Origin of the sequence: Sphingobacterium sp. G1-14 (assembly GCF_002196555.1) — a bacterium.
Classification (GTDB): domain Bacteria; phylum Bacteroidota; class Bacteroidia; order Sphingobacteriales; family Sphingobacteriaceae; genus Sphingobacterium; species Sphingobacterium siyangense.
Window position 1 is genome coordinate 1,095,455 of sequence record NZ_CP021381.1, and the last position, 22,343, is coordinate 1,117,797.

The 22,343-nt window shown below is 39.3% G+C and carries 18 protein-coding genes; 5 read left to right on the forward strand and 13 right to left on the reverse strand.

What is annotated here, in order from left to right:
* Positions 1-42 precede the first annotated feature (42 nt).
* The 7 genes from CBM24_RS04700 to CBM24_RS04730 all read right to left on the reverse strand — a co-directional run bounded on the left by CBM24_RS04700 (position 43) and on the right by CBM24_RS04730 (position 10,567).
* Entirely contained in the window at positions 43-936 is an 894-nt protein-coding gene (locus CBM24_RS04700; protein WP_075991200.1) for a discoidin domain-containing protein, read from the reverse strand.
* 22 nt (positions 937-958) lie between these two features.
* Positions 959-2,791, reverse strand: coding sequence for a RagB/SusD family nutrient uptake outer membrane protein (locus tag CBM24_RS04705; RefSeq protein ID WP_088160347.1), 1,833 nt, complete (start codon positions 2,789-2,791; stop codon positions 959-961).
* A 50-nt stretch (positions 2,792-2,841) separates the two neighbouring features.
* Positions 2,842-6,216 (reverse strand): TonB-dependent receptor, encoded by a 3,375-nt coding sequence (locus CBM24_RS04710; protein WP_088160348.1) that lies wholly within the window; start codon positions 6,214-6,216, stop codon positions 2,842-2,844.
* Positions 6,217-6,433: 217 nt separating this feature from the next.
* The gene (locus CBM24_RS04715; protein ID WP_075991204.1) at positions 6,434-7,579 is read right to left on the reverse strand and encodes a FecR family protein; all 1,146 of its coding nucleotides are present in this window, start codon (positions 7,577-7,579) and stop codon (positions 6,434-6,436) included.
* Positions 7,580-7,726: 147 nt separating this feature from the next.
* Positions 7,727-8,329 (reverse strand): RNA polymerase sigma factor, encoded by a 603-nt coding sequence (locus CBM24_RS04720; RefSeq protein ID WP_075991205.1) that lies wholly within the window; start codon positions 8,327-8,329, stop codon positions 7,727-7,729.
* A gap of 463 nt (positions 8,330-8,792) precedes the next feature.
* Positions 8,793-10,196 carry a M56 family metallopeptidase gene (locus tag CBM24_RS04725; RefSeq protein ID WP_088160349.1) on the reverse strand — a complete coding sequence of 468 codons (1,404 nt, stop codon included), beginning with the start codon at positions 10,194-10,196 and terminating at the stop codon, positions 8,793-8,795.
* The gene (locus tag CBM24_RS04730; protein WP_070564700.1) at positions 10,193-10,567 is read right to left on the reverse strand and encodes a BlaI/MecI/CopY family transcriptional regulator; all 375 of its coding nucleotides are present in this window, start codon (positions 10,565-10,567) and stop codon (positions 10,193-10,195) included. Before CBM24_RS04730 ends, CBM24_RS04725 begins: the two co-directional genes overlap by 4 nt.
* A gap of 371 nt (positions 10,568-10,938) precedes the next feature.
* Here CBM24_RS04730 and CBM24_RS04735 point away from each other — a divergent pair, with 371 nt between their 5' ends.
* Entirely contained in the window at positions 10,939-11,514 is a 576-nt protein-coding gene (locus tag CBM24_RS04735) for a 2,3-bisphosphoglycerate-dependent phosphoglycerate mutase (protein ID WP_088160350.1), read from the forward strand.
* A 196-nt stretch (positions 11,515-11,710) separates the two neighbouring features.
* Here the strand turns inward: CBM24_RS04735 and CBM24_RS04740 are convergent, their stop codons facing one another.
* A complete protein-coding gene (locus CBM24_RS04740) occupies positions 11,711-12,370 on the reverse strand; it encodes a metal-dependent transcriptional regulator (RefSeq protein ID WP_088160351.1) in 660 nt (219 codons plus the stop codon).
* Positions 12,371-12,486: 116 nt separating this feature from the next.
* Between CBM24_RS04740 and CBM24_RS04745 the strand changes: the two genes are divergently transcribed.
* The gene (locus tag CBM24_RS04745; protein WP_198386037.1) at positions 12,487-14,802 is read left to right on the forward strand and encodes a TonB-dependent receptor domain-containing protein; all 2,316 of its coding nucleotides are present in this window, start codon (positions 12,487-12,489) and stop codon (positions 14,800-14,802) included.
* A gap of 68 nt (positions 14,803-14,870) precedes the next feature.
* Here CBM24_RS04745 and CBM24_RS04750 read toward each other — a convergent pair whose 3' ends face one another.
* A complete protein-coding gene (locus CBM24_RS04750) occupies positions 14,871-15,395 on the reverse strand; it encodes a hypothetical protein (protein ID WP_070564708.1) in 525 nt (174 codons plus the stop codon).
* 323 nt (positions 15,396-15,718) lie between these two features.
* On the opposite strand from CBM24_RS04750, the gene CBM24_RS04755 reads away from it, so the two are divergent.
* Together CBM24_RS04755 and CBM24_RS27175 are read left to right on the forward strand one after the other, a co-directional pair.
* Complete coding sequence (locus tag CBM24_RS04755) at positions 15,719-15,958, forward strand: hypothetical protein (protein ID WP_070564711.1); 240 nt, start codon at positions 15,719-15,721, stop codon at positions 15,956-15,958.
* Positions 15,936-16,112, forward strand: a complete 177-nt coding sequence (locus CBM24_RS27175) for a hypothetical protein (protein WP_157698370.1) — start codon at positions 15,936-15,938, stop codon at positions 16,110-16,112. The genes CBM24_RS04755 and CBM24_RS27175 overlap by 23 nt, the downstream gene beginning before the upstream one ends.
* A gap of 155 nt (positions 16,113-16,267) precedes the next feature.
* Here the strand turns inward: CBM24_RS27175 and CBM24_RS04765 are convergent, their stop codons facing one another.
* On the reverse strand, positions 16,268-16,633 hold the full coding sequence (locus CBM24_RS04765; protein WP_088160353.1) for a response regulator transcription factor: 366 nt from the start codon (positions 16,631-16,633) through the stop codon (positions 16,268-16,270).
* A 484-nt stretch (positions 16,634-17,117) separates the two neighbouring features.
* On the opposite strand from CBM24_RS04765, the gene CBM24_RS04770 reads away from it, so the two are divergent.
* On the forward strand, positions 17,118-19,631 hold the full coding sequence (locus tag CBM24_RS04770) for a cation-translocating P-type ATPase (RefSeq protein ID WP_088160354.1): 2,514 nt from the start codon (positions 17,118-17,120) through the stop codon (positions 19,629-19,631).
* Between the two features lie 61 nt (positions 19,632-19,692).
* Here the strand turns inward: CBM24_RS04770 and CBM24_RS04775 are convergent, their stop codons facing one another.
* Genes CBM24_RS04775 through CBM24_RS04785 form a run of 3 tightly spaced genes read right to left on the reverse strand, consistent with a single transcriptional unit; the run spans position 19,693 to position 22,340 of the window.
* Entirely contained in the window at positions 19,693-20,631 is a 939-nt protein-coding gene (locus CBM24_RS04775; protein ID WP_088160355.1) for a glycerophosphodiester phosphodiesterase family protein, read from the reverse strand.
* A 3-nt stretch (positions 20,632-20,634) separates the two neighbouring features.
* A complete protein-coding gene (locus CBM24_RS04780; RefSeq protein WP_088160356.1) occupies positions 20,635-21,150 on the reverse strand; it encodes a shikimate kinase in 516 nt (171 codons plus the stop codon).
* Positions 21,151-21,155: 5 nt separating this feature from the next.
* The gene (locus CBM24_RS04785; protein WP_088160357.1) at positions 21,156-22,340 is read right to left on the reverse strand and encodes a BT_3928 family protein; all 1,185 of its coding nucleotides are present in this window, start codon (positions 22,338-22,340) and stop codon (positions 21,156-21,158) included.
* Positions 22,341-22,343 lie beyond the last annotated feature (3 nt).

The following is a 22,343-nucleotide window of genomic DNA, read 5'->3' on the forward strand; positions in this document are numbered from 1 at the left end:
TGAGCACCAGTGATGATTAGAAAACAATCTTTGTGATGACGATCAATAGTTATCTTCAGCTTCTTTTTCTTTGTCAATGATAGAAGAGCGCATCCGGTAGACATTCATTTCACCTAGATGGGTGTAACTTTTTCCACCGTTTTTAAGGATCATTAGCCGGAAAAATTTGGACTTATAGTTTTTATCAAAAGCCAAACTTTGCTCTTCAGCAACATTTGATGTGGGAAGATTATCTTTTGATGTAAAAACTCTTGTCCACTGCTTGCCGTCTGAACTTATTTCTATTCCCCATTGTTTCGGACGCCCGGCTTCATCGCTATTGTTTTGTCTGAAGAAGTATTTTATGGCGCCAATCTCTTCTTCCTGAGGGAAATTGAGTTGGATCCAATGCGGAAGCGGGGCTGTATTTGCTGACCATGCAGTATGCCAATATGTATTTTTATCGCCGTCAAATAAATTCTTTTTTGGGCCCTCGCTGCTCTCCTGTGTATAGGTTTCTACCATATTATCGGTCACCTGTATTTTAGTTAACTCGTTCGGGAAATAGGTCACTTCCGAAGGCCTGACGATTGGCCTAACACTATTGCTGCTTATGATATCTCCGCCAATGCTTGTTTTCTTGTCTTGATTGAACAATTGGACGTTGAAGACATATTCATATTTATTGATCAGCCCATCTATACGCATCGTGTCGGCAAAAGAACTTATATTGATTTTATAGATTTTATCGGGATCTTTTGATCCCGCTTTTTTATATGTAATCTGTCCATAAAGATAATTGTTGTCTGAAGGAAGTTTCCATTTCAGGAGAGTCCCGCCAATACGTGGTTCTGCTTCAACCGAAACCAGTTGTGGTGGTTTGGTCATTTTTATTTCTTCTTTTTTACACGCTATTGCTAAAAAGAGTAGAGCGAATATTCCGATATTGTATTTCATCTTGTGCAATTCATTAAATTAATTAATAACCGGGATTTTGTACCAATTCCTCGTTTTTATTGATCTCTTCCTGTGGTATAGGCATTAAATAATTACGCTGACTAAAACTACGTGGATAAACGACCGTTGTTATTTTGAAAAACTCTGTATCGGTAGCTCCTTGTATATTCATTCCTTTCGCCTGTTGGTTGAGGTATTGATCGGCGATCATCCAACGTCTTAAATCCCAGAAGCGATGGCCTTCCAAGTAAAGTTCAATGGTACGTTCTTGTCTGACGATGGAACGTAGTGTTGCCTGATTATTTGCGCCGCCAATTGGAGCCCATGCGACATCAATTGTTGGAATGCCCGCACGGACCCGAACGCGGTCAATATATTGTTTGGCAGTATTCAGATCCTGACCATATTCGATTAGCGCTTCCGCGTAGTTCAGATACAGTTCTGCTAGACGTATCACCGGCCATGGATAATTGACGGAGACCTGCAGTCTGCTTTGGTTCAATTCAGGTGCAATACCTTTTTTGTTGAGATATCCTGTTGGAGAGTAGTTATTAGACCGTCCTTGGATACCGCAATTGTCATTTTTCCTAAACTGAACAAGGATTTGATTGGCACTCCCCCTAACCACTTCATAGTAGCTGTTGTGATAGGCAATCCAGGCATTAAAGCGTGGTTCTCTGTTTAGATTTAACGATAATGTATTACCATTTGGCGTATTTGTTACGCCGTATCGTCCATTATAGTCGTAATTGGGATCTTTGTCAATCGGTAAACCATTTTTACTATAAAAGGATTCTATCAGGGTGAGGGTCGGGGATACACCATTATAGGACTCACCTTGTGCGCCACTGAGAAATGGAGTAGATTTATTTTGAAAATCGTAAAGACCTTCCCGACGTGTTTCCGCCCAAATCACTTCCTTGGTATTGGCTTTGTCAATAAAAGTAAGGCGTAAGTCCTTTTCAATAGGATTGGCTGGTAGTGCAGTATTGTAGGTACTGTTTTTATACAGCGAAGCTCCACTTTGTTCAGCTGCATCAATGGCTTCTTTAGCCGCTAGAGCTGCACGGCGCCATTTTTCTTTGTCGAAGGTTGTACTGATCAACGCTGTGCCATCCAAGTTTTTGAAATCGGCATAGAAGCTCTGTTTATCACCTCCACCACCATTAAAGAGCGGTGAAGCTGCATAAAGCAATACTCTAGCCTTTAGCGCCTTGGCAATAACCGAGGAAGCACGACCCCATTCATCCGCGGCGCGAAGAGCAGGTAACTGTCCAGCTGTCTCATCCAGCTTTTTGATAATAAAATCAATACAGGCATCATAAGTCGACCGTTTCGGATACGCTGAAGAAGGTGCGTTGACATCAAACTCTTGGTCTGCAATAACAACTGGACCGTACATGCGGACTAATAGGAAATGATAAAAGCCGATCAGGAAGTTGGCTTCAGCTTTATATTGTGCCGCCTCCTGTGGATCTATCCCGGGAACTTTATCTACATTGCGAATTAAGATATAGCATTGTCGTATTCCTTTGTAAAGGTTATCCCAGTAGGAAATGACAGGACTTGACGCTGTATATTGTCCACGGGGAAATCGAGCAAAGGTTTCATGTTCAAAAGCAGTTGTTACTTCGTCGGAAGTCATCAAATCAATGGAAGAGGTGCCTACCCGAGAATTTGGAATCCACGCATAGCAGGAATACAAATAACCTTTGGCTGAATTTGGATCACGAAAGGCGTCTGCTTCCGAAGGACGTTCATCAGGGACGATATCCAAGAATTTACTGCAGGAAGTGGTAGTCAAAAAAGTCGCGCATGCGAATAATGCAAGGTAGCCTATATATTTTCTTTTCATCTGATAAATCATTTTAAAATTCTATTGATAGTTTTAATCTCGAAGTTGTTTTAATTGAAACGAAGTTGGACTCCGAGATTGAATACTTGCTGTGTCGGATATCCCAAACCATTGCCTCCACCTTGTTCAGGATCCCAAAGTTTGAACTTAGAGAAGGTCAATAGATTATAACCACTTAGAAAAATGCGTGCAAATTTGTGCGAATATCCAATCTCAGCACTTCTGAGTTTTAGGAATGCCCCATTTCTCAGCCAATAAGAAGAAGCTTCAGTATTGTTGAGATTGTCCAATTTGCTCAGTCGTGGATAGGCTGCAAATATGTTAGGGTTTTCAGGACTCCAGCGGTCCTCGGCAATAAACTGCAATACATTGCGTACACCTTGATTTCCAAATGGATGGAAACCACTGATCATAAAAGAAGTTCTATCAACTCCCTGTAAGAGGAAAGAAAAATCAAATTTTTTGTAATTGATGGAAGTACTCAAACCATACACAATTTCAGGTGTTGTTGGATACCCCATTCGAACTCTATCATCGCTATTGATGAGATTTAGACCATCAATATCATTGGTTAGATCTTTATATTTGATGTCTCCCGGAGCGACAAAACCCCCTAGCTGTTGTAATGGACTGTTATCTATTTCGGCCTGATCAATAAATAAGCGTTCAGCAAGATAGCCTAGGTTTGTGCCAATAGAATACCCAATCTGCGAGAGGTTGCGGTATTTGGTAAAGGCTGGTTCATTATTTTTCAGTACGGTGTTATGTGCATATGTAAAGGTTCCACGCATAGATATTCCCCAATCTTTTTCACTTTTGTTCCATTCTAGGGAGAAATCAAATCCCCTATTTCTTACCTCACCAACATTGCCATACACTTTCGTTCCTGCAGTACCAAATACGTTAGGGATTGTTGCCGAACGATCAACGAAGATATTGGTTCTATCTTCCTGGTATAGGTCGAAAACAATATTGAATTTATTGTTAAGAATACCGAGGTCCATACCTATATTTTTCTTCTCGGCAACTTCCCATGAAATCAATGGGTTTGCAAATTGTAAGTAAGTAGGTCCTGTATAATTCGTATTCTGATCGATACCTGTTGTAAACGATGCTCCGTCCAATTTGAGGTCCGAAAGATAAGGAAAACGTCCTCCGCCAATCTGATCATTACCAACCTTACCCCAGCTCCCTCTAATTTTTAAATTACTGACAGCAGGAAATAAATCTGTAAAGAACTTTTCGTTACTGAGTACATAGCCCAAACCAACGGAAGGGAAGAAGCCAAAGCGACTTCCAGTGGCAAAGTTTTCGGAACCATTGTAGCCAAAGTTGACTTCGGCAAGATATTTATTGGCGAAACCATATGTTGCACGTCCCGTAATGCCCTGGCGTCTACGCGGTAGCGAACTGATTAGATCAGCCGGATTATTGACATTGAAATCCGTGGTATTGTAAAGAAATAAACCTGATACGGTGTGATTACCAAATGTTCTATTGTATTCGATGGAGGGCTGGAAATAGATTTCGCGATCACCGCTAGTGCCCGTTTCGGTTCCCAGGGAAAGATTTTGTGGCTGCCCCACCATGACTAGATCGTAGGTATATCCACCTGCAGGATCGGGTGCATAGCTGTTAATCATGTACTGATTGTAGCCACTGGTTCTTTTTGTTGTTGTGTTGCTCCAGTTTTTAAAGGAAACCAAGGCTTTAAATTCTAGCCCTTTTGTAATGAAATCAAGTTTTTGCGCTCCATCAATTGTAGTCAGTAAGGTACTTTGGAAACCATTTTGATAGCCATTGACCATGCGGGCAAAGGGATTGATAAAACCATTGTTGACTGTACCACCAGCTTTTCCTCCGTATTGAACGTCTCTTCTGTCAGTACCGGTAAATGGAAACATAATCGGGAAGTCCACTGGATTGGCATTCATGATGTCGCCAAATACGCTTGGAGCATCTACACCGGCGCCGTAGTAGTCACGAAGTTGTGCATTGAGCTTTAAAGCTATTTTGGTGGTTGAAGTAAGGTTGACATTGATATTGTTCTGAAAGCTATACCGTTTGACAGAGACATTATTGTCAAAAGAGTTGAGGTCAAATTTACGCAATAAACCATTGCTAATGTTTCCGGTTGCACTGAGGAAATAACCTATTTTGCTGCCACCACCTTGCACATTTAGATTAAGCTCGTTGTTGATGGTATGGGACTTAAACATTTCATTATACCAGTCAACATTAGGATATACATAGGGATCCAGGCCTAATCTTGTGCCGTTTATTTTATCTTGGGAATATAAAATTTCACCAGTACCGCGACCTGTAACCGCTTCATTGAACATCTCCATATAACTTACACCATCAACAAATTTTGGGATGGAAGTAGGTCTTGAGATCTGGGATTGTGCACGTGCTGAAATACGCGGTTTATTAAGGTCTTTACCTGTTTTTGTAGTGATAATTAGGACGCCGTTTGCTCCCCTAGTACCAAATACGGCGGTGGCAGTAGCATCTTTGAGGACTGAGAAGCTTTCGATAACTTCTGGTGCCAATGCGTCCAGGTCGCCTTTGGAGATTGCTACACCATCCAATAAGATCAGGGGATTGGTGGCTCCGCTAAATGTCGATACACCACGAATGAAAAAGCTAGCCCCATCTGCACCGGGTTCGCCCGAACGTTGTACTGCGATTACCCCCGAAAGTCTTCCTCCCAATGCATTGGAGAGGTTGGCCGTTGGGATACGTAAGGTTTCTGGTTTTACTGATTCCAATGCTCCCACGACACTGGTTTTTTTCTGTGTTCCGTAACCGACAACAACCACTTCACTTAAGCTCTGATCGGGACTTAGCTGCACATCAATGCGACGTTTGTCGGCAATGGCAATTTCCTGATTGGCGTAGCCGACATAGGAGAATATTAGTGTCGAATTTGTGGGAACCACAAGAATGTATCTTCCATTGCCATCTGTTGTTGTACCGATTGACGGGCTGTCTTTAACCTTGACACTAACACCATAAAGATTGTTTCCATCATTTTTCACTGTACCCACGATCTCAACCTTACCGTTTTTTTGAACGGTGGGGGTGAGAGGCGTTTTTTTTTCTCGGTCCGAAATCACAATGATGCCATTGTCAATTGTAAAGACCAAAGGCTGATGTTCCAATAATTTTTCAAGGGCCTGTTTTAGTGGCTTATTCTGGATATCTATATTTTGAATAGGCCTTACTTTGTCGAGTTGGCTTGTCTTTATGATAAAATCGACATTAGTCTGTTTTCTGATTTCTTGAAATGCTTCGGACAATGTAATCTGCTTGTGTTTAAGGGTAACATTTTGAGCAGAGGAGACATGTGTTAAAAAGATAAATGCTGTTAAGAGGACCGCAACTTTTGTAGATGTGTTGCATAATGATCCGATGTATCGCATAGCTTTAATAAAAAAGACAATGCAATACTTACTACATAAATAATAATGCATATATTTATAAATTGGTTAACTGGTTTGATGTTGAAATGAATTCTTGTTTTCCAAGTAAAAAATTAGTCGAGAGTGCTGGCAGGCATTTTCGGCTATTTTTTTGGAAGAAATGTTTAGGCTGGACTGGTTTCTTTCATAATCAGTGGTTATTAATGTGTGTTATAGTTTATTGCGATATGTACAGTTTATTGTTTCGTATGCTATACTTGATGGAACCGGAAAGCTGAAGTGCTCTTAATACATCGTTTAATCGTTTTTTTCTAGAAATTTGAGCGACATAGGTTTCCTGTGAAATGGGACCTTCAAAAATTACTTCAATGTTATACCAGCGCGAAATTTTACGCATGATTTCCTTTAAGTTGTTATTGGAAAAGTTGAAATCACCATTTTTCCAATCTAATACTTGATCCAGGTTTATTGATCTTACTGCGATATTTTGATCCGTTAACGTAGATTGTTGTCCTGGTTTTAGTAAGGTTGTATTGTTTTTGCAACTCACTCTTACAGACCCTTCTGCAAGGGATGTCTGTGTGGAAGATTCATCATCGTAGGCATTGATATTGAATTTAGTCCCTAAGACTTCGACCTTTTGAAGCGAAGTTTCGACAATAAATGGTTTTTGTTTATTTTTTGACACTTCAAAGTAGGCTTCACCCGTCAGTTCTACACGGCGTTCAGAGGTTGAAAATGCACTTGGATATTTAAGGCTGGAATTGGAATTTAGCCAAACTTTTGTGCCATCAGAAAGGGTTATCTGGAATTGCCCGCCCTTTGGTACATTCAAAAGATTCATAGCGATGCGTACATCGGTATTTCCCTCAATTTTATAATTAATTCCGCCTTTTTCTGTTTTTTCAATTGTTGTGCCGAGCTCTTCCGTTAATTTTCCATTCGCAACATCCTCCAGTACGATCGTTTTACCAGAAGAAAGCACAAGTGTTGCTTTATCGCGACCAGGTTCGATAATGGTTGCTGTATGATCATTATATGTGCTGCGGTTAAGAAATAAATAAGAGATAGAGATAATCAGTATGATGGCAGCTGCAACGCCTGTAGTTTTATACCATGTAGGACTTTTGATATTTTGTGGTTCGGTGTCAAGATCAATTTTACCAAAAACACGGTCTAAAATCATCTTGTCTATAAGTTCTTCCTTGTCCCGAGATTCAAGTTGGTTCTCGATCATCTGTTCAAGCGCCTCCTTGTTATTCGTATCCTGAAAATATTGAAATAGCTCCGCCGTCTCTTCTCTTGAAGCGTGGTTATTGAGATATCTTTCAAATAATAGTTTTATATGTTTTGAATCTTTCACTGATTGGCTATTTATATATAATACGGAAAATTAGAGCCTGTCCTCTGCTCTGATTTTAAAAAAAAGTAAAAAAAAGAAAAGGATTTAAAAAGGGCTGTTTGAATACCTATGGAAGTGACCTGTTTGTCGATAGAAACAGCGAGTGTCTTATTTTTGATTTAATACGGCACTGATAAGAGCAATTAACAGGGACGGTGTAATTTCCTTGCTCAAACAGAAGCTCTGAATCTGTTTTGTAGCTTTCACGATATGGTCACTGATCGTAGAAGTGGAGATACCTAAGGAACTACTGACCTCCTCATAGGTTTTCCCCTCTATTTTGCATAAGGTATAAATGAGTTTGCGTTTTGGAGATAAGTTTTCAATGGCTTGATTGACAATTTTTTTAGACTCTTTGTACGCATATTCCTCCTCAATGTGGGAATAGTCTGATGTTGAAATGGAAATAATCAACTCTTTTAGATTTCGATTTTTGATCTCTTTATGAAAGAAATCATACACGAGGTGTTTAGCAATAGTGAAGAGATAAGACTGAAAGGACTTGTCGGGGTCTATTTCACCGCGCCTCTCCCATAATTTCTGAAATACATCCTGAAGGATTTCTTCTGCACAGGCAGGTATTTTGACTAGGTTAAGTATATGGCGGTAAAGTCTAGGGCTATAGCGATAGTAGAGCACCTCAAATGCCTTATGATTGCTCGACTTAAGAGCGCGCAGTAAGGCCAACTCATCATTTTTACATGCCTCCATAATTTAAACTTGTATTTAAAACCAAATTCCTCCTGATCAGAATTTAATAATTGGGTATCATACCGTATAGTAGCAGTATTATCTTAATGATAGCAGATGAATACAACAAGTATATTAGAAGTATATTGTTGGTATACTACTGGTACTCTTCTACAATGTTACCGATTTGTTATTTGGTTTTTATACAATTTTTTTACGCAAACGATTGCTTTAAAAATAAACTACAGTAGAATTTATCGTTTTTGTAAACCCGAATCCAATCCTTAATTATATTTTGGAAAATACTGATGTTTGTTTTTAACTTGATTTTAGATTATATCACTATCTATAAGAAGAGTTGGTACATTAAATTTTGAATGATCTAAACAACATTCTGGTTTATAGGTGAGTAATTGTGAGGGGTAGACATATCGCAATAAGAGGAATTGTATTCCTCTTATTGTATTCCTAAGAATTCTGCTATCTATTTTTTGTTTACAGATTTTACTTCTACTTCGGGTTTCATTTTAAGGACGATCTTTACGGGTGTTTCCTCCTTAACTTGAATATCTTTTTGATCTTGATTTGAACTGACAGTCGCATTCGCAGAAAGATTGATACGTTTTGGTTGACGCGGTTGAATATTCTCGACCTTGACTTCCTCAATTTTAGGTGCTACTTGCACTTCTTCGACTATCGGTGAAACTCTTTTTGATGGAGTAGACTCTTTTTGAGGCTCCGCAAATTTGATTCGCTCAACATGTACCTCATCGATTATTTTTGGGGAATTTTGAGGTGGAGCAGGTCTTTTCCGAGGTTCCGGGGAACGTACATTACCTTCTTGTTGGGAAGAAGACCTGCGCTGGGATATCATTGGCGGAACCATTTCTTTTGTCGGTGATTTAGGAGATCTTCCACTAGTTTTAGGAGCAGCCGGTTGCTTTGATGCAGGCGGCGTTATTGCGGTGTTGGCAGCCGCTGCTTTTTTTGTCGTGGTCGGCGTTGTTTTCTGTGCTTCCACATGTGTTGAAAACAACGTAGATATCGCTACTGTCAGTAATAAAGTAAGCCCGGGCATTAGCAAGAGTTTACTTCGGGTTGTTCTTTTTTGTAACATAATTAATCGTTTTTTTGTTGTTAAGAAATTAAAATTACTGGCCGGTAATGTGTTTATATCAGGGGTGGACATGCTCCACTCGATAATCAAATGTTGGTATCTTAACTTTTCATGAATCTTGACTACGGCATTATCTGCAAGGTATTCATGAGTTTGTCGGATCGATTTCTGAATGAGATAAATGAAGGGATTGAACCACAGAAGTATACCCAAAATCTGTATGAAAAGTACATCCATCGAATGGCGTTGATTGGCATGGGCCCGTTCATGCGTTATAATTGACTGATCAATACCGCCCTGTTGATAGGCATCTTTGGGAACATAAATTTTTTGAAAAAAGGAAAAGGGTGTTTTTAAACCATGTATACAATAAACAGACTGTTCATGGGTTGGTGTGGCACTTCGGATATAATATAGGAATTTGCGGTATAACCATATTTGTCTCAGAAGTAATGCAATGGTGGCAATTACATACATCAGCAGAGCGACATCGTACCAATCGACGTGATAATTATTGAAGAGCGCTGAATCTGTTGCGGGCTGTTTAATGATCGGCCCCGCAGGGGTAACATCACTATTTCTGTCGTTCAGTAAGTTGAAAACATCAAATGGGACAGCGATCTGTAACAATGGAATGATGACAGATACGGGGATAATCCCGAGTAAATAACAACGGTTGAATAGCAGTAGTTTTTGGTTGCGTAGTATTGACCAATAAATAAGATAGAGTAAACCCGAACAGGCTATCAGTTTTCCAATATATAGCATCATGTCTCTTTGTTTTTAATTTCGGAATCAATTATATTTTTCAGTTCCTCCAATTGCTCTTTGCTCAGCTGAGATTGTTTAGTGAAAAAAGAAGCAAATTTTAATGCTGAATTGTCGAAGTAGCTTTCTACGATATCATTTACATGTGCTAAATAATAGCTGTCTTTATCGATTAGTGGATAATACTCTCTCGAATTTCCATAAAGCACATAAGATATCGCTCCCTTTTCAGTCATTCTCTTCAATAATGTAGCAACAGTTGTTGGCGCCGGTTTAGGTTCAGAATACGCTTCCATAAGATCTTTCATAAAAGCTTTTTTCATGTCCCAGATGTAGCCCATCAATTGTTCTTCCGTAGCTGATAATTTATTCATACTACAAATATAGAATATATTCTACATTATGTAGAATTAAAATATGTTAAATAATTTATTCTGTTTTATTTTGTTGATTTACAGGTGTTTATTTTTTTTATTTTTTTGAGAGTGAGGATAATTTTCACCGTAAAATTAGTTGCTGTTCCCAGATATAACCGATAAGCTTTTACAAATAATAGGGGAACAGAATATGTCAGTATATTGGTTTAACTAAGGGACCTGTCGTTTGATATTGACGTACTTCGATCCCAGGTTTAGATGATTAGACAAGGACTTAGTGGTATAAATAAAACAAAATAGAATGTATCGCTATTATATATGATGTTGGTGCGTAGTGAGAGACCGTTTAGAAAAACTTTGGATAAATAATGGCAAAACTTTTTTTAGTCCGGCATGGTCAGTCGCAATGGAATTTAGAAAATCGCTTTACGGGATGGCAAGATGTGGATATTACTGAATTGGGACAAGAGGAAGCTCGACAGGCAGGACTGGCTTTGGCAAATGAACCAATTGATATAGCGTATACCTCAACACTTATAAGAGCACAGCATACGTTAAGGATTATTTTGCATGAAATGGGCGATCCTCACATCCCCATTGTTATAGACGCTGCTTTGAATGAACGAGGTTATGGAAAGCTTGAGGGCTTGAATAAGGCCGAAACAGCCGAAAAATATGGTGCTGAACAGGTGCATATCTGGCGCAGATCTTTTGATGTGCCTCCGCCTGGAGGTGAGAGCCTTAAAGATACATACGAACGTGTTATTCCATATTATGAACGTTTTATAGCACCCAAATTGAAAGAAGGTAAAAATGTACTCGTTGTTGCGCACGGCAATAGCCTAAGGGCGCTGATTATGTTTTTGGAACATCTTTCTCCGGAACAGATATTGGAACGGGAGATTGCTACCGGGCAACCGATCAAGTATCAAATTGAAGAATAAACGCTCAATTTTTACAACTTGATAGTTGAACTGTAGAGAGTGATAATTTATCGTATTTCTATAGATTCTCCGGGTTTAGCATTTTAAAGATTTACTTTTTGTTGTTAGTTATGTCTAACAATTGTTTTCTTAACAAAGAGAAATAACAGTAGATTTCATTTCAAAAAATAACATTTTGATCTCATTCTCTCCTAGTTTAGGCGATAAGGCGTACAAGTAGTGTTGCGGTGACTTTGCTGCTTAGGACTTCTATTGGCCTGTCTTTGTATCCCACTGTGATGCTAGCATCAAACGGTTCTATTGATTTGATTGTTAAAGTCGTACCGAGCTCGAGATTTTTCGCTGTCAAATATTGTAAAAGCTCCTTAGAAGATGGCTGAACCGCCATTAATGTAACTATATCACCTGCTTTACAACTATTTAGAAACACATAGTTTTCCAAAGGCATAACCCCATTAGAATCGGGAATTGGCGACCCGTGGGGATCCACCGTCGGATAACCCAATAACTCATCCATTTTACTGAAAAATTCGGGCGAATGTATATGCTCAATCTGTTCAGCAATCTGATGGACTTCATCCCAGGCAAACTCCATTTTCTCAACCAGATACATTTCAGTAAGTCGATGTTTCCGGATAATAAGGGCGGCTTCTTTCTTTCCTTCTTCAGTTAGCCGCAATGGTTTATAGCTTTCATAATGAACGAAACCTTTGTCGGCTAGTTTTTTCATCATACTATTTACTGTGGGCATCTTGATGTCGAGCCTTTTACTTATTTCATTGACATTCGCATCACCCTTTAGGTAAGTGAGGTTATACAATGCTTTTAAGTAATTCTCTTCGGTCTGTGAAATCATAAGACAAATTTATTAAATATTAGCCGTGTCTAATAATTATGTTATAATTATTTTGTTAGTATAATCTAACTTGTTAGATTTGCTAATCTAAACTTATAAATATAAAAAAGCAAAACATGATGAAAGGGTACAGTGCTCATTTGACAATAGCCATGGTGCTTACAGGATTTATTTCCTTTGGACAAACAGGTAAGATTACTGGTAAGGTTTACGATAAGAATGGTGTGCCGTTAGGAGCAGCATCCGTTGTTATTCCAAAATTACAGATAGGTACCAAGTCGAACAATTCGGGAAGGTATATCGTTGAAAGTATCCCCCATGGTACCTGGGAAGTGGAAGTAAAACACATTGGATTTAAGGAATTCCGTGATTCAGTAAAAGTCGGTCCAGGGGTATTGACCAAAGATATTCAGTTAGATGGGGCTGAACTTTTACTGGATGAAATTGTGGTAACGGGTACCAAAACATTTAAACGCAAAACAGAGAGTCCTGTAATGGTAAATGTTTTAGATAGCAAGACTTTGGACAATCTACAAGTGTGTAATCTTTCGGAGGGTTTGAAGTTTCAACCCGGATTGCGCGTAGAAACAGACTGTCAGACCTGTAACTATACGCAATTGCGGATGAATGGACTTCAGGGTGGTTATTCACAGATTCTGATTAACGGTCGGCCAATTTTCAGTCCGTTGATGGGACTCTATGGTATGGAGCAACTACCGGTCAATATGATTGAAAAAATTGAAGTCGTTCGCGGGGGTGGCTCTTCATTGTATGGTTCAAGCGCAATTGGCGGAACGGTGAATGTGATTACAAAGCTCCCACGGGCAAACAGCTATGAAATCAATTCTTTCTATCAGCGTATAGGTGGGGGGACAAATGATTTTAACCTCGGGGGTAATGCAACATTAGTGAACGAGAAGGGGAATGCCGGAACTTCATTCTTCTTCAACAAGCGGGATCGTGGTTTCTACGATGCAAATGGTGATAATTTTTCTGAAATGCCCAAAATTGAAAATACCTCTTTAGGAATTAATTCATTCTATCAGTTTTCAGATAATCAAAAATTAGAAGTCTCCTTAAGCAACCTGAATGAATATCGGTTCGGTGGTGAAATGACCGATAAACCTGCGTATTTAACACTGCAGTCAGAAGAGCGGCATCATAAAATTTGGATGGGAAGCACGGATTATCAGATTAACTTCAATCAAGATAAATCGGCATTCATCGTCTATACTGCTTTTCAAAATACCAATAGAAAACATTATACCGGCGTATTTCCAGATGATCCTGAGGCGATTGAAAACCATCTCAAGCATCCACCTTATGGGGATTCTAAAACAACAACGCTTCAGGGAGGTTTTCAATTGAATCATGAGATCCGCAATTTCTTTAATGGTCGTAATGTATTGACCATTGGATCGGAGTATGTTTCTGACAAAGTTTATGACGAAATTCCGAGTTATAATTATCTCGTGGATCAGCATACCAAAGATTGGGGAAGCTTCTTTCAAAGTGATTGGGATTTGGCTGCTAAGTTTAATGTATTATCGGGTGTTCGGGTTGACAAACATAATTTATTGCATAAAGTTGTTGTCAGTCCGCGAATAGCACTCCTTTATAAATATGCCCCTACAACACAATTTCGATTAAGCTATGGAACCGGCTTTAGAGCGCCACAGGCATTTGACACCGACCTGCATATCGCATTTGCTGGTGGCGGCGTATCGCGTGTACAGTTATCTCCTGATTTAAGGGAGGAGCGTTCAAAAAGCCTGAGTGGTTCGATAAACTACGACAAAGCAAGTGAAACGTGGATAGCAGGCTTCACCTTGGAAGGATTTTATACGCACCTGAATAATGCATTTGTACTTGAGGAAATCGGTGCAGATAATTTTGGGAAGATTTTTGAAAAGCGAAATGGAAACAACGCAACAGTAGCCGGAGGAACATTGGAATTACGTGCAAATTATGCTAAGAAGATTCAGTTGGAAACTGGATTGACAGTGCAGCAAAGCAAGTATGATAGTCCGGTGTCGTATTTGGAAGGAGTAGCTCCAATTCGATCATTTTTGCGGACACCCAACGAATATGGTTTTGCCAACCTCAATATTACAGCAAGTAAACCCTGCACAATCAATTTAAACTATGTTTATACGGGAAACATGCGTATTGCCCATGTCGGGGGAGCAGATAATTTTCCTGACGATCAAATGGTACGGACAAGAGCCTTTTCGGAGCTCAATAGTAAAGTAGCTTATGCATTTAACTTACCGAAATACAAAAATATCATTGAACTTTATGCAGGGGTAAAAAATATTTTTAACGCATATCAAACTGATTTTGATACCGGGAAAAATCGCGATAGCAATTACATTTATGGCCCTAACATGCCAAGGAGATACTTTGTTGGTGTAAAGATAAAAACACCTTAATGGTGAAAACAAAAAATCCTGCCACACCGATGATGAGCAGGATTTTTGTTATTTATATCCGCGTTATGCTATTTCAAAACGAATTTAAATCCTAAAGAAAAACGCGATGGCTCGAAATTAGAACCATGAGAAAGATTCCACCAAGGTTTCCAGTCGAAATGCATGGCCAATGGTGCAGAAGGTATTTTGAATTCTAGACCCAAAGCTGGACGGATCGCAAAATCAGTATGTGTTTTGCCATCTTTCCAATGGTAGTCGTCATACCAGTCGTCGTGCCATTTACCATAATCAATAAATGATACTTGTGGACCAACTCCAATGTACCATGAAAGACCTCGAGATCCAGGAATACGTTTGTTGTATGAATAATCCACGCCGATAACAGTAATATTGTCTCCAAATAATACTTGTGCATTTCCAGCGTCATTTCCACCAAAATTGTGTTTTATCTGTGGACCGAATAATGTTTGACCATCGCCGACGTCTATTCCAAGACCAATGGCTGTCCGATAGGGAGTTTGTGCGTTTGCTTGCTGATGAGCAACAAATAGTAGCGTAAAAAGTGTTAGAAAAGGTAGAATTACTTTTTTCATAATAATTTAAAAAAATATAAGTTGTGTGCTTCCGATTAGAAAGCTTTCGCTGTTCAAACAAATAGTTTGCCAAAGATTTTTTTAATATTTTGATAAACAATAAATGATATGTAACTATCTCTTTTTTAGTAGGTTTTTTTATGGATAATCTAAAAAAAAATCAACCATATATATTAAAGTATTGTTCTTATAATAGAGAGCTGCTTTTTTAAGGTTTAATAGTGCTCAGGCTATTTTTTATTGATGGCTATTATAATTTTAATCGGTGAGGTGTTATTAAATGTTATAAAAAGCAGCATTTAAAATACTACAAAATACAGCAGATGGAGAAACTACAAATTAATACGGAAAGGATCGAAGAATGGATTGCAGCGGGATATGATGTTCTTCAAGATGGAAAATTAATAAAAGTCGAAGGTGATCTGCAGGAATTTCTAAAACAGTTTGCTGATGATACAGCAGATGGAGGACCAAAAACATATCTGTTGAAGGAGCTGCTTACCTGGCCAGAGGAAGATTTAAAAAAAGTAGAAATGGGTTATGGAACAGATGAAAATAGCTGAAGATAAAATTGTACCATTGGATTTTGATTCAGAAGAATTATCTTTTGAAATTCGTGAGCTATGTCCCGTTGTATTTAGAGAAGAAACGTCGTATTGGTGTTTACTGGGGCCCGTCCGCATCAAGGCATTTTCGGAAACGGTGAAACGGCTTTAGATGCTTTAGCCGACTGGCTAGAAAATTTACAGGTACGTTTAAAAACTGGGGACGAAAATGATAAAGTAGCGAATTATGCTCGGGAAAGTCTTCGGGCATCGAATCGTGTGTCTGGTAATATTCCGTAGTTATATTAAAAGTCTCCCCCATACAGATTAATTACGATTGTTAATCGTCAGTCGTTTGACCCGCAACAGGAGTTCTTCTGGGCTAAACGGTTTCACCATAAAATCTGAAGCGCCAAGGTCAAAAGCTTCAATGACGACTTCCTCTTGTCCCATGTTGGAAAGTACAATAACCGGGATTTTTTTCTCGAGCTTTTTTATGGAAGAAAGGACTTCTATCCCCGAAGCAAATGGCATCATAATGTCGGTAATGATCAGATCGAGATCCATTGTATTGAGCTTTTCAATTGCATCTTTTCCATTGTTGGTAGTGATAACCTCATGACCTGCCTTCATCAGTTTATATTCAACCGTCCGTAATATCAACTCATTATCTTCTGCAATTAAGATTACCATCTTATTTTTATTATTAATTTACTATTGTAGGGGCCATAACAAGTTTAGATTCCATATCTTATGATAGGTACGGAAATATTTTTACAATATATGTTTAGTTTCCAGCTTCTATTTGTGTTATACATGATCTGAAAACATAGGTAGCAAAGAAGGACTTCAATCGCAAGAAGCTGTCTTGGCATTACTGGAAAAATGATCGTAAAATTGCTTTTGGCTAATATGAAATTCAAAGTCCCCAAATGAATTTCTGCGCAAATATATCATTGTAATAGAAATATGCAATAAAAGAAAAGTATTAGCAGGTAAATTTTATGCTAATATGTTGCTGATAAGTCATGTAGCCTTTCTTTTTTACAAAAAGTAAAAGCTGTAAATAAAAGATTGTAACATGATGTTACATGTGAAGGAGATGATCGTCGACAGATGATTTAACTCCTGGATACAAGAATTATTCATTATATTTAGGTAACCTAGTTCATTCGATATGTCATATAATATTCCCGATAATCTGAAGGGTCTTTCCACAACCGAGGTTAATGCCTCTCGCGCTAAATATGGTTGGAATCAATTGAGCGATAATCACAAGAGTACCTGGTTTGAACTGCTTGTGGATATTTTGAAGGAGCCTATGCTGATTCTGTTGATTATCATCTCGATTATTTATGTTTTTGTGGGGAATTACGGAGAGGCTGTATTTATGTTTGTCGCTATTGTTGCTGTTACGGCTATTTCTTTTTATCAGGATAATCGTAGCAAAAAAGCCCTGGAGGAATTGGAAAAGCTGAATGAACCATTAAGCACCGTGATTCGAAATGGGAAGGTTAGTGAAATTCCAACACATGAGATTGTTGTGGGGGATCTCTGTATTACAGAGGAAGGTCGAATTATAAACGCTGATGGTCGTATTTTACATAGTAACGATTTTTCTGTTAATGAATCTTCGTTGACGGGGGAGAGTTTTTCCGTCTTTAAGGACAATAAATCTGAAGATAATCTGGTCTACGGCGGGACGGTTACGGTCTCAGGGCTGGCTGTGTTTGAAGTTACTAAAATCGGTAAAGAGACCCGTGTTGGAAAAATAGGAGAATCGATAAAAAATATCAAGGAAGAAATTTCACCATTGCAGGTGCAAATCCAAAAATTTGTAAAGGCAATGGCCATTGTCGGTATCCTAATTTTTTTGATCGTATGTCTATACAGTTTTATTGACAGTGGCAATTTAGTGGCAAGCTTGCTCAATGGACTTACTTTGGCCATGTCTGTATTGCCGGAAGAGATTCCTGTTGCGTTTACGACTTTTATGGCGCTTGGCGCATGGAAACTCATGCGGGAGGGAATTATAATCAAAAGAAGCAGTATTGTTGAAACTTTGGGCAGTACAACAGTGATTTGCACAGATAAGACCGGGACTATTACAGAGAATTCCATGCAATTGAAATACCTCTATAATTATGCTACGGATTCATCTTATGATCAGGAAAGGTTTGATGAATCCGATTTAAGCGAGCTTATCGATTATGCGATGTGGAGCAGTGAGCCTGTGCCTTTTGATCCCATGGAAATTACGTTGCATAAAATATATGAAAAAACGCAAATTCAGGACCTCAGAAAGGAATATGCATTATTTCATGAATATCCTTTAGATGGTAAACCGCCGATGATGACCCATCTTTTCGAAAATACAGGAAAAGATCGCATTATTGCTGCCAAAGGGGCGCCGGAGGCTATACTTAGCGTATCCAAGCTGCCCGATAGTGAGAAAGATAAAATTAGGGCTATTGTTAAATCCTATGGAGAGCAGGGCTTTCGTCTATTGGGTGTGGGGAAAGCGAAATTCGAAGGCAATAATTTCCCCGCGAAGCAACAGGATTTTGAGTTCCAATTTTTAGGGTTGACCGTATTTTATGATCCCCCAAAAAAAGGTATCCAGGAAGTGTTCCAAGATATTTATGATGCCGGGATTAAAGTCAAAGTAATTACTGGCGACAATGCCGATACGACTAAAGCAATAGCGGCTCAGGCCGGAATTCGTATTTTGTCTCCACCGATCAATGGCAGTGAAATAGTCAATAGGTCCGGGGATGAAATTATGTCGATAGCGGAGCAAACAACTTTATTTACCAGAATGTTTCCGGATGCTAAATTGGCTATTGTAAATGCCCTGAAAAAGAAAGGGGAGGTTGTGGCGATGCTTGGTGATGGAGTAAACGATGGCCCAGCATTAAAAGCGGCCCATATCGGCGTTGCTATGGGCAATAAAGGTGCTGAAATAGCAAAATCAGCCGCGGCGTTAATTATCACAAATGATGATCTACAAAAGTTAATCATTGGTATAGCAGCCGGAAGAAGGATTTACGCAAACATCAAGAAGGCGGTTCAATACATCATTTCTATTCATATCCCCATTATTTTGACCGTATCACTACCTTTGTTTTTAGGCTGGGTATTTCCGCAGATTTTTAGCCCTGTGCATGTGATCTTCCTCGAATTGGTCATGGGGCCCACCTGCTCGATTGTATATGAAAATGAACCTATTGAAAAGGATACGATGAAACGACCTCCTAGAGCTATGGGCGACACTTTTTTGAGTATAAATGAGCTCGGAATAAGCATTGTTCAAGGCCTGATAATCACTATAGGAATTCTATTTGTTTATCAGTTTACTGTTCAGCAGGGGGGAACAGAGGAAAAAACGAGGGCTATGGTTTTCGCCACTTTAATCTTTGCCAATGTTTTGCTGAGTTATGCTAACCGATCTTTCCACTATAGTATCCTTGAAAGTTTTAAAAACCGAAACTTGCTGCTCGTGGGTATTTCGATCGCTGTGCTTCTATTTTTAGCCGTGATATTATATGTCGCTCCGGTCGCCCAATTTTTTACTGTAGCAGCCCTGAGCGGATATGAATTGGGGATAGCGCTCTCCGTGGCTGCAGCATCCGTGTTATGGTTTGAGGTCTATAAATTGATCGGGAGAATTGTACGTGCTAAAAAAGATTGAAGGGATATATCGAGATAATCCAAGTATTAAACGAATAGAATTAGGCGCAAGTCCAGGAATCTTACTGAATAAATTTCGAAGTAATTCCTCTTTTCTTGATGTAGAAATTCAGCGCTCGCCCTGCCTCTGTAGGTCGATCTGTACTTAATATATCTGCACCGCGATCAATAAATCCGGCATAAACTTGAAAGCCTTTTTTGTCGGCCTGTCTGTCTAAGTTTCCCAGTGTACCCAATATGCACATGATTCCATGGTCATGTAGTACTTTGGTTAATGCTGGGTCTGCTTCACGTGTTCCGACGAAGGCTAACAAGCGATTGTCGGGGATATCTTTTTCATTTAGACGAGCAAGGTCATCCAGGTTATTGACCGAGGCCGAAATCATGATGTCGCTAGCCAGACTGTGCACTTTGGCCGCCTGGTTGGCACTATACGTGATGATGACTACGATAGATTCTGCCCTTTGTTTGCGAATAGCATTGATAACGGCTTCATAAGGGACATCATTTTTAATGTCTAAGGTGAAGATTACCTTTCCTTTTCCCCAAGAAAGTGCTTCTTCGAGCGTGGGGATCCTATATGGCGTTATCTTTTTGTTATTGTCCAATAGACGAAGCTTTTTGAGCTCAGTTAAACTGCTGGCGTTCACAGGCCCTCTGCCGGTGGTTGTTCGGTTTAACGTATTGTCATGCATTAATATCAGCGCTGAGTCTTTACTGATGCGAACATCACATTCAACAAGGACTGGCTGCAAGCTCGCATTATAGGAAAATGTTTCGATTGCATTTTCGGGGTATCCAGATGCGGGGCCACCACGATGCAAACTGACCAATGGATAACGATTATCATCATAGGTCAAAAACTGATATAATTCCTCCACATTTTGGAGCTGTATACGTTTACCCACTGGCAAGCCATCCGTATTGGCTCCGTTACGAAAGCAACTGCTTACGATAAAGCAGATCAATAAAAGGAAGTAGTGGCGTATACGTAAATTCATTGTCTATCTATTGTGCTGATTAATCAGATCGGCTAGTGCCTCGACACTGGTATTTAATTGGTCGATTGTCAGATGCGCCTGCGTATAATAAGGTTCTCTTTCGATCAACTTCTCTTCAATAAATAACCGTAGTTCCTCAGGTGATTTTCCGATTAGAATGGGCCTTTTGTGTAGTTTAGATTGAGAAAGACGGTCAAAAAGTGCTTTGGGTGACATCTGTAAATAGACGGCATATCCATTCGCCCTGATCCATTCCATGTTGTCAAAGAAACAGGGGGCACCACCACCGGTAGATATTACGGCAGCATTCTCAGAAAATTTACGCAATTGCTCGCGTTCTAATGCCCGGAATGCGTCTTCGCCATGTTGACTAAAATATTCGGTAATGCTCATGCCAATTTGTTTTACGATCTCCTCATCTGTGTCGATAAAAGGGAGTTCGAGTTTAGTGGCAAGTTTCTTACCCAGGGTAGTTTTTCCACTTCCCATATAACCAATCAAAAATATAGGTTTAGGCATAGGTACTATTTGTCTTTACTTAGAAATTTATCTTCAATGGTTTTGGCATCCGGAAAGTTATTATAGTGCCATTTTCCGACGACGTTACCTCCTTTTAGGAGCAGTACACCAGGATTTGCCCTGACCATGCTTTTTAGAGGAATGAGATCGGCATAGAATATCTCCGCAATTAATTGCATTTTATCACTCAGATATTGGGCGTCTTTGGATGCCGAAGCAGTCAATAATACGACACGAAGCCCATTATAATCTTTTGTTAATTGGATGGCTGCCTGATTGATCTTTTGGACAGCATCAATATTGGTCGAAGAAAGATCCTTTGCAACGATAACAAGATTGTAATACGGATTAGCAATGATTTCTTGCGTATGGTCCGCTCCGTCAGCATCCGTAATCAAGAGATCAGGAATAGGAATATCATATCCCTTTTTGACCAATTTACTCTCAGGTTCACCTATAATTTCCCACGATTCATCTTCCCATAGCTTGTCAGCCATATAGACCTTGTCATTGACCTTTTTTGTTTCGCCCGTCTTTTTGTTTTTCATGGTATAGATTTGCTCAAACAAATCGCCTTGTTTGCCTTCAGGAAGCACCATTAATGAAGGTAAGTTGTTGCCAACTTTGTAGGGTAAAAAATCAATAAACGGGAGGTAGTTTACGGTATAGATACCAATACCTAAAGAGATAATCGCTGTAATCACAGTAGCAACGAATTGATTGCCTGATCCTTTGATAATTGATCGTAATTGCTTTCGGTTAAAAAATATAATAAGGATCAACGCCAAGAGCACCAGATCTTTAGAAAATGATTGCCAAGGTGTAAGTGGGATGGCATCCCCAAAACAGCCACAAGAGGTCACAACCTCAAAAAATGCCGAATAGAAGGTTAGAAAAGTGAAAAATAGAATCAGGAGTAGCAGGCCCCAGGCAACGGTATTCGCATAGACCCCCAGTAATAACAGTGCTCCTAACAAAATTTCAAAACCACAGATTACTACAGCGATGGCAGTAGCGTATTCATTAAAAGCTGTGAGATGAAAGACCTCAAAGTATTCCTGAAGCTTATAGCCAAACCCTGTCGGGTCATTTGCTTTAATAAACCCTGAGAATATGAAAAGAAGTCCCGTAAAAATTCGGCAAAATCCTAAAAGATAATTTGTTTTGGTACGCTGCTGTGTAGCTGTCATAAT

Excerpts from the sequence above, each read along its gene's own strand:
- CBM24_RS04755 (WP_070564711.1), top strand. The coding sequence starts at position 15,719 with ATGGAGAAACTACAAATTAATACGGAAAGGATCGAAGAATGGATTGCA.
- CBM24_RS04705 (WP_088160347.1), bottom strand. The coding sequence starts at position 2,791 with ATGAAAAGAAAATATATAGGCTACCTTGCATTATTCGCATGCGCGACT.
- CBM24_RS04750 (WP_070564708.1), bottom strand. The coding sequence starts at position 15,395 with ATGAAAAAAGTAATTCTACCTTTTCTAACACTTTTTACGCTACTATTT.
- CBM24_RS04785 (WP_088160357.1), bottom strand. The coding sequence starts at position 22,340 with ATGACAGCTACACAGCAGCGTACCAAAACAAATTATCTTTTAGGATTT.
- CBM24_RS04780 (WP_088160356.1), bottom strand. The coding sequence starts at position 21,150 with ATGCCTAAACCTATATTTTTGATTGGTTATATGGGAAGTGGAAAAACT.
- CBM24_RS04725 (WP_088160349.1), bottom strand. The coding sequence starts at position 10,196 with ATGATGCTATATATTGGAAAACTGATAGCCTGTTCGGGTTTACTCTAT.
- CBM24_RS04740 (WP_088160351.1), bottom strand. The coding sequence starts at position 12,370 with ATGATTTCACAGACCGAAGAGAATTACTTAAAAGCATTGTATAACCTC.
- CBM24_RS04765 (WP_088160353.1), bottom strand. The coding sequence starts at position 16,633 with ATGGTAATCTTAATTGCAGAAGATAATGAGTTGATATTACGGACGGTT.
- CBM24_RS04775 (WP_088160355.1), bottom strand. The coding sequence starts at position 20,631 with ATGAATTTACGTATACGCCACTACTTCCTTTTATTGATCTGCTTTATC.
- CBM24_RS04745 (WP_198386037.1), top strand. The coding sequence starts at position 12,487 with ATGATGAAAGGGTACAGTGCTCATTTGACAATAGCCATGGTGCTTACA.
- CBM24_RS04730 (WP_070564700.1), bottom strand. The coding sequence starts at position 10,567 with ATGAATAAATTATCAGCTACGGAAGAACAATTGATGGGCTACATCTGG.
- CBM24_RS04710 (WP_088160348.1), bottom strand. The coding sequence starts at position 6,216 with ATGCGATACATCGGATCATTATGCAACACATCTACAAAAGTTGCGGTC.
- CBM24_RS04770 (WP_088160354.1), top strand. The coding sequence starts at position 17,118 with ATGTCATATAATATTCCCGATAATCTGAAGGGTCTTTCCACAACCGAG.
- CBM24_RS04720 (WP_075991205.1), bottom strand. The coding sequence starts at position 8,329 with ATGGAGGCATGTAAAAATGATGAGTTGGCCTTACTGCGCGCTCTTAAG.
- CBM24_RS04735 (WP_088160350.1), top strand. The coding sequence starts at position 10,939 with ATGGCAAAACTTTTTTTAGTCCGGCATGGTCAGTCGCAATGGAATTTA.
- CBM24_RS27175 (WP_157698370.1), top strand. The coding sequence starts at position 15,936 with ATGGAACAGATGAAAATAGCTGAAGATAAAATTGTACCATTGGATTTT.
- CBM24_RS04700 (WP_075991200.1), bottom strand. The coding sequence starts at position 936 with ATGAAATACAATATCGGAATATTCGCTCTACTCTTTTTAGCAATAGCG.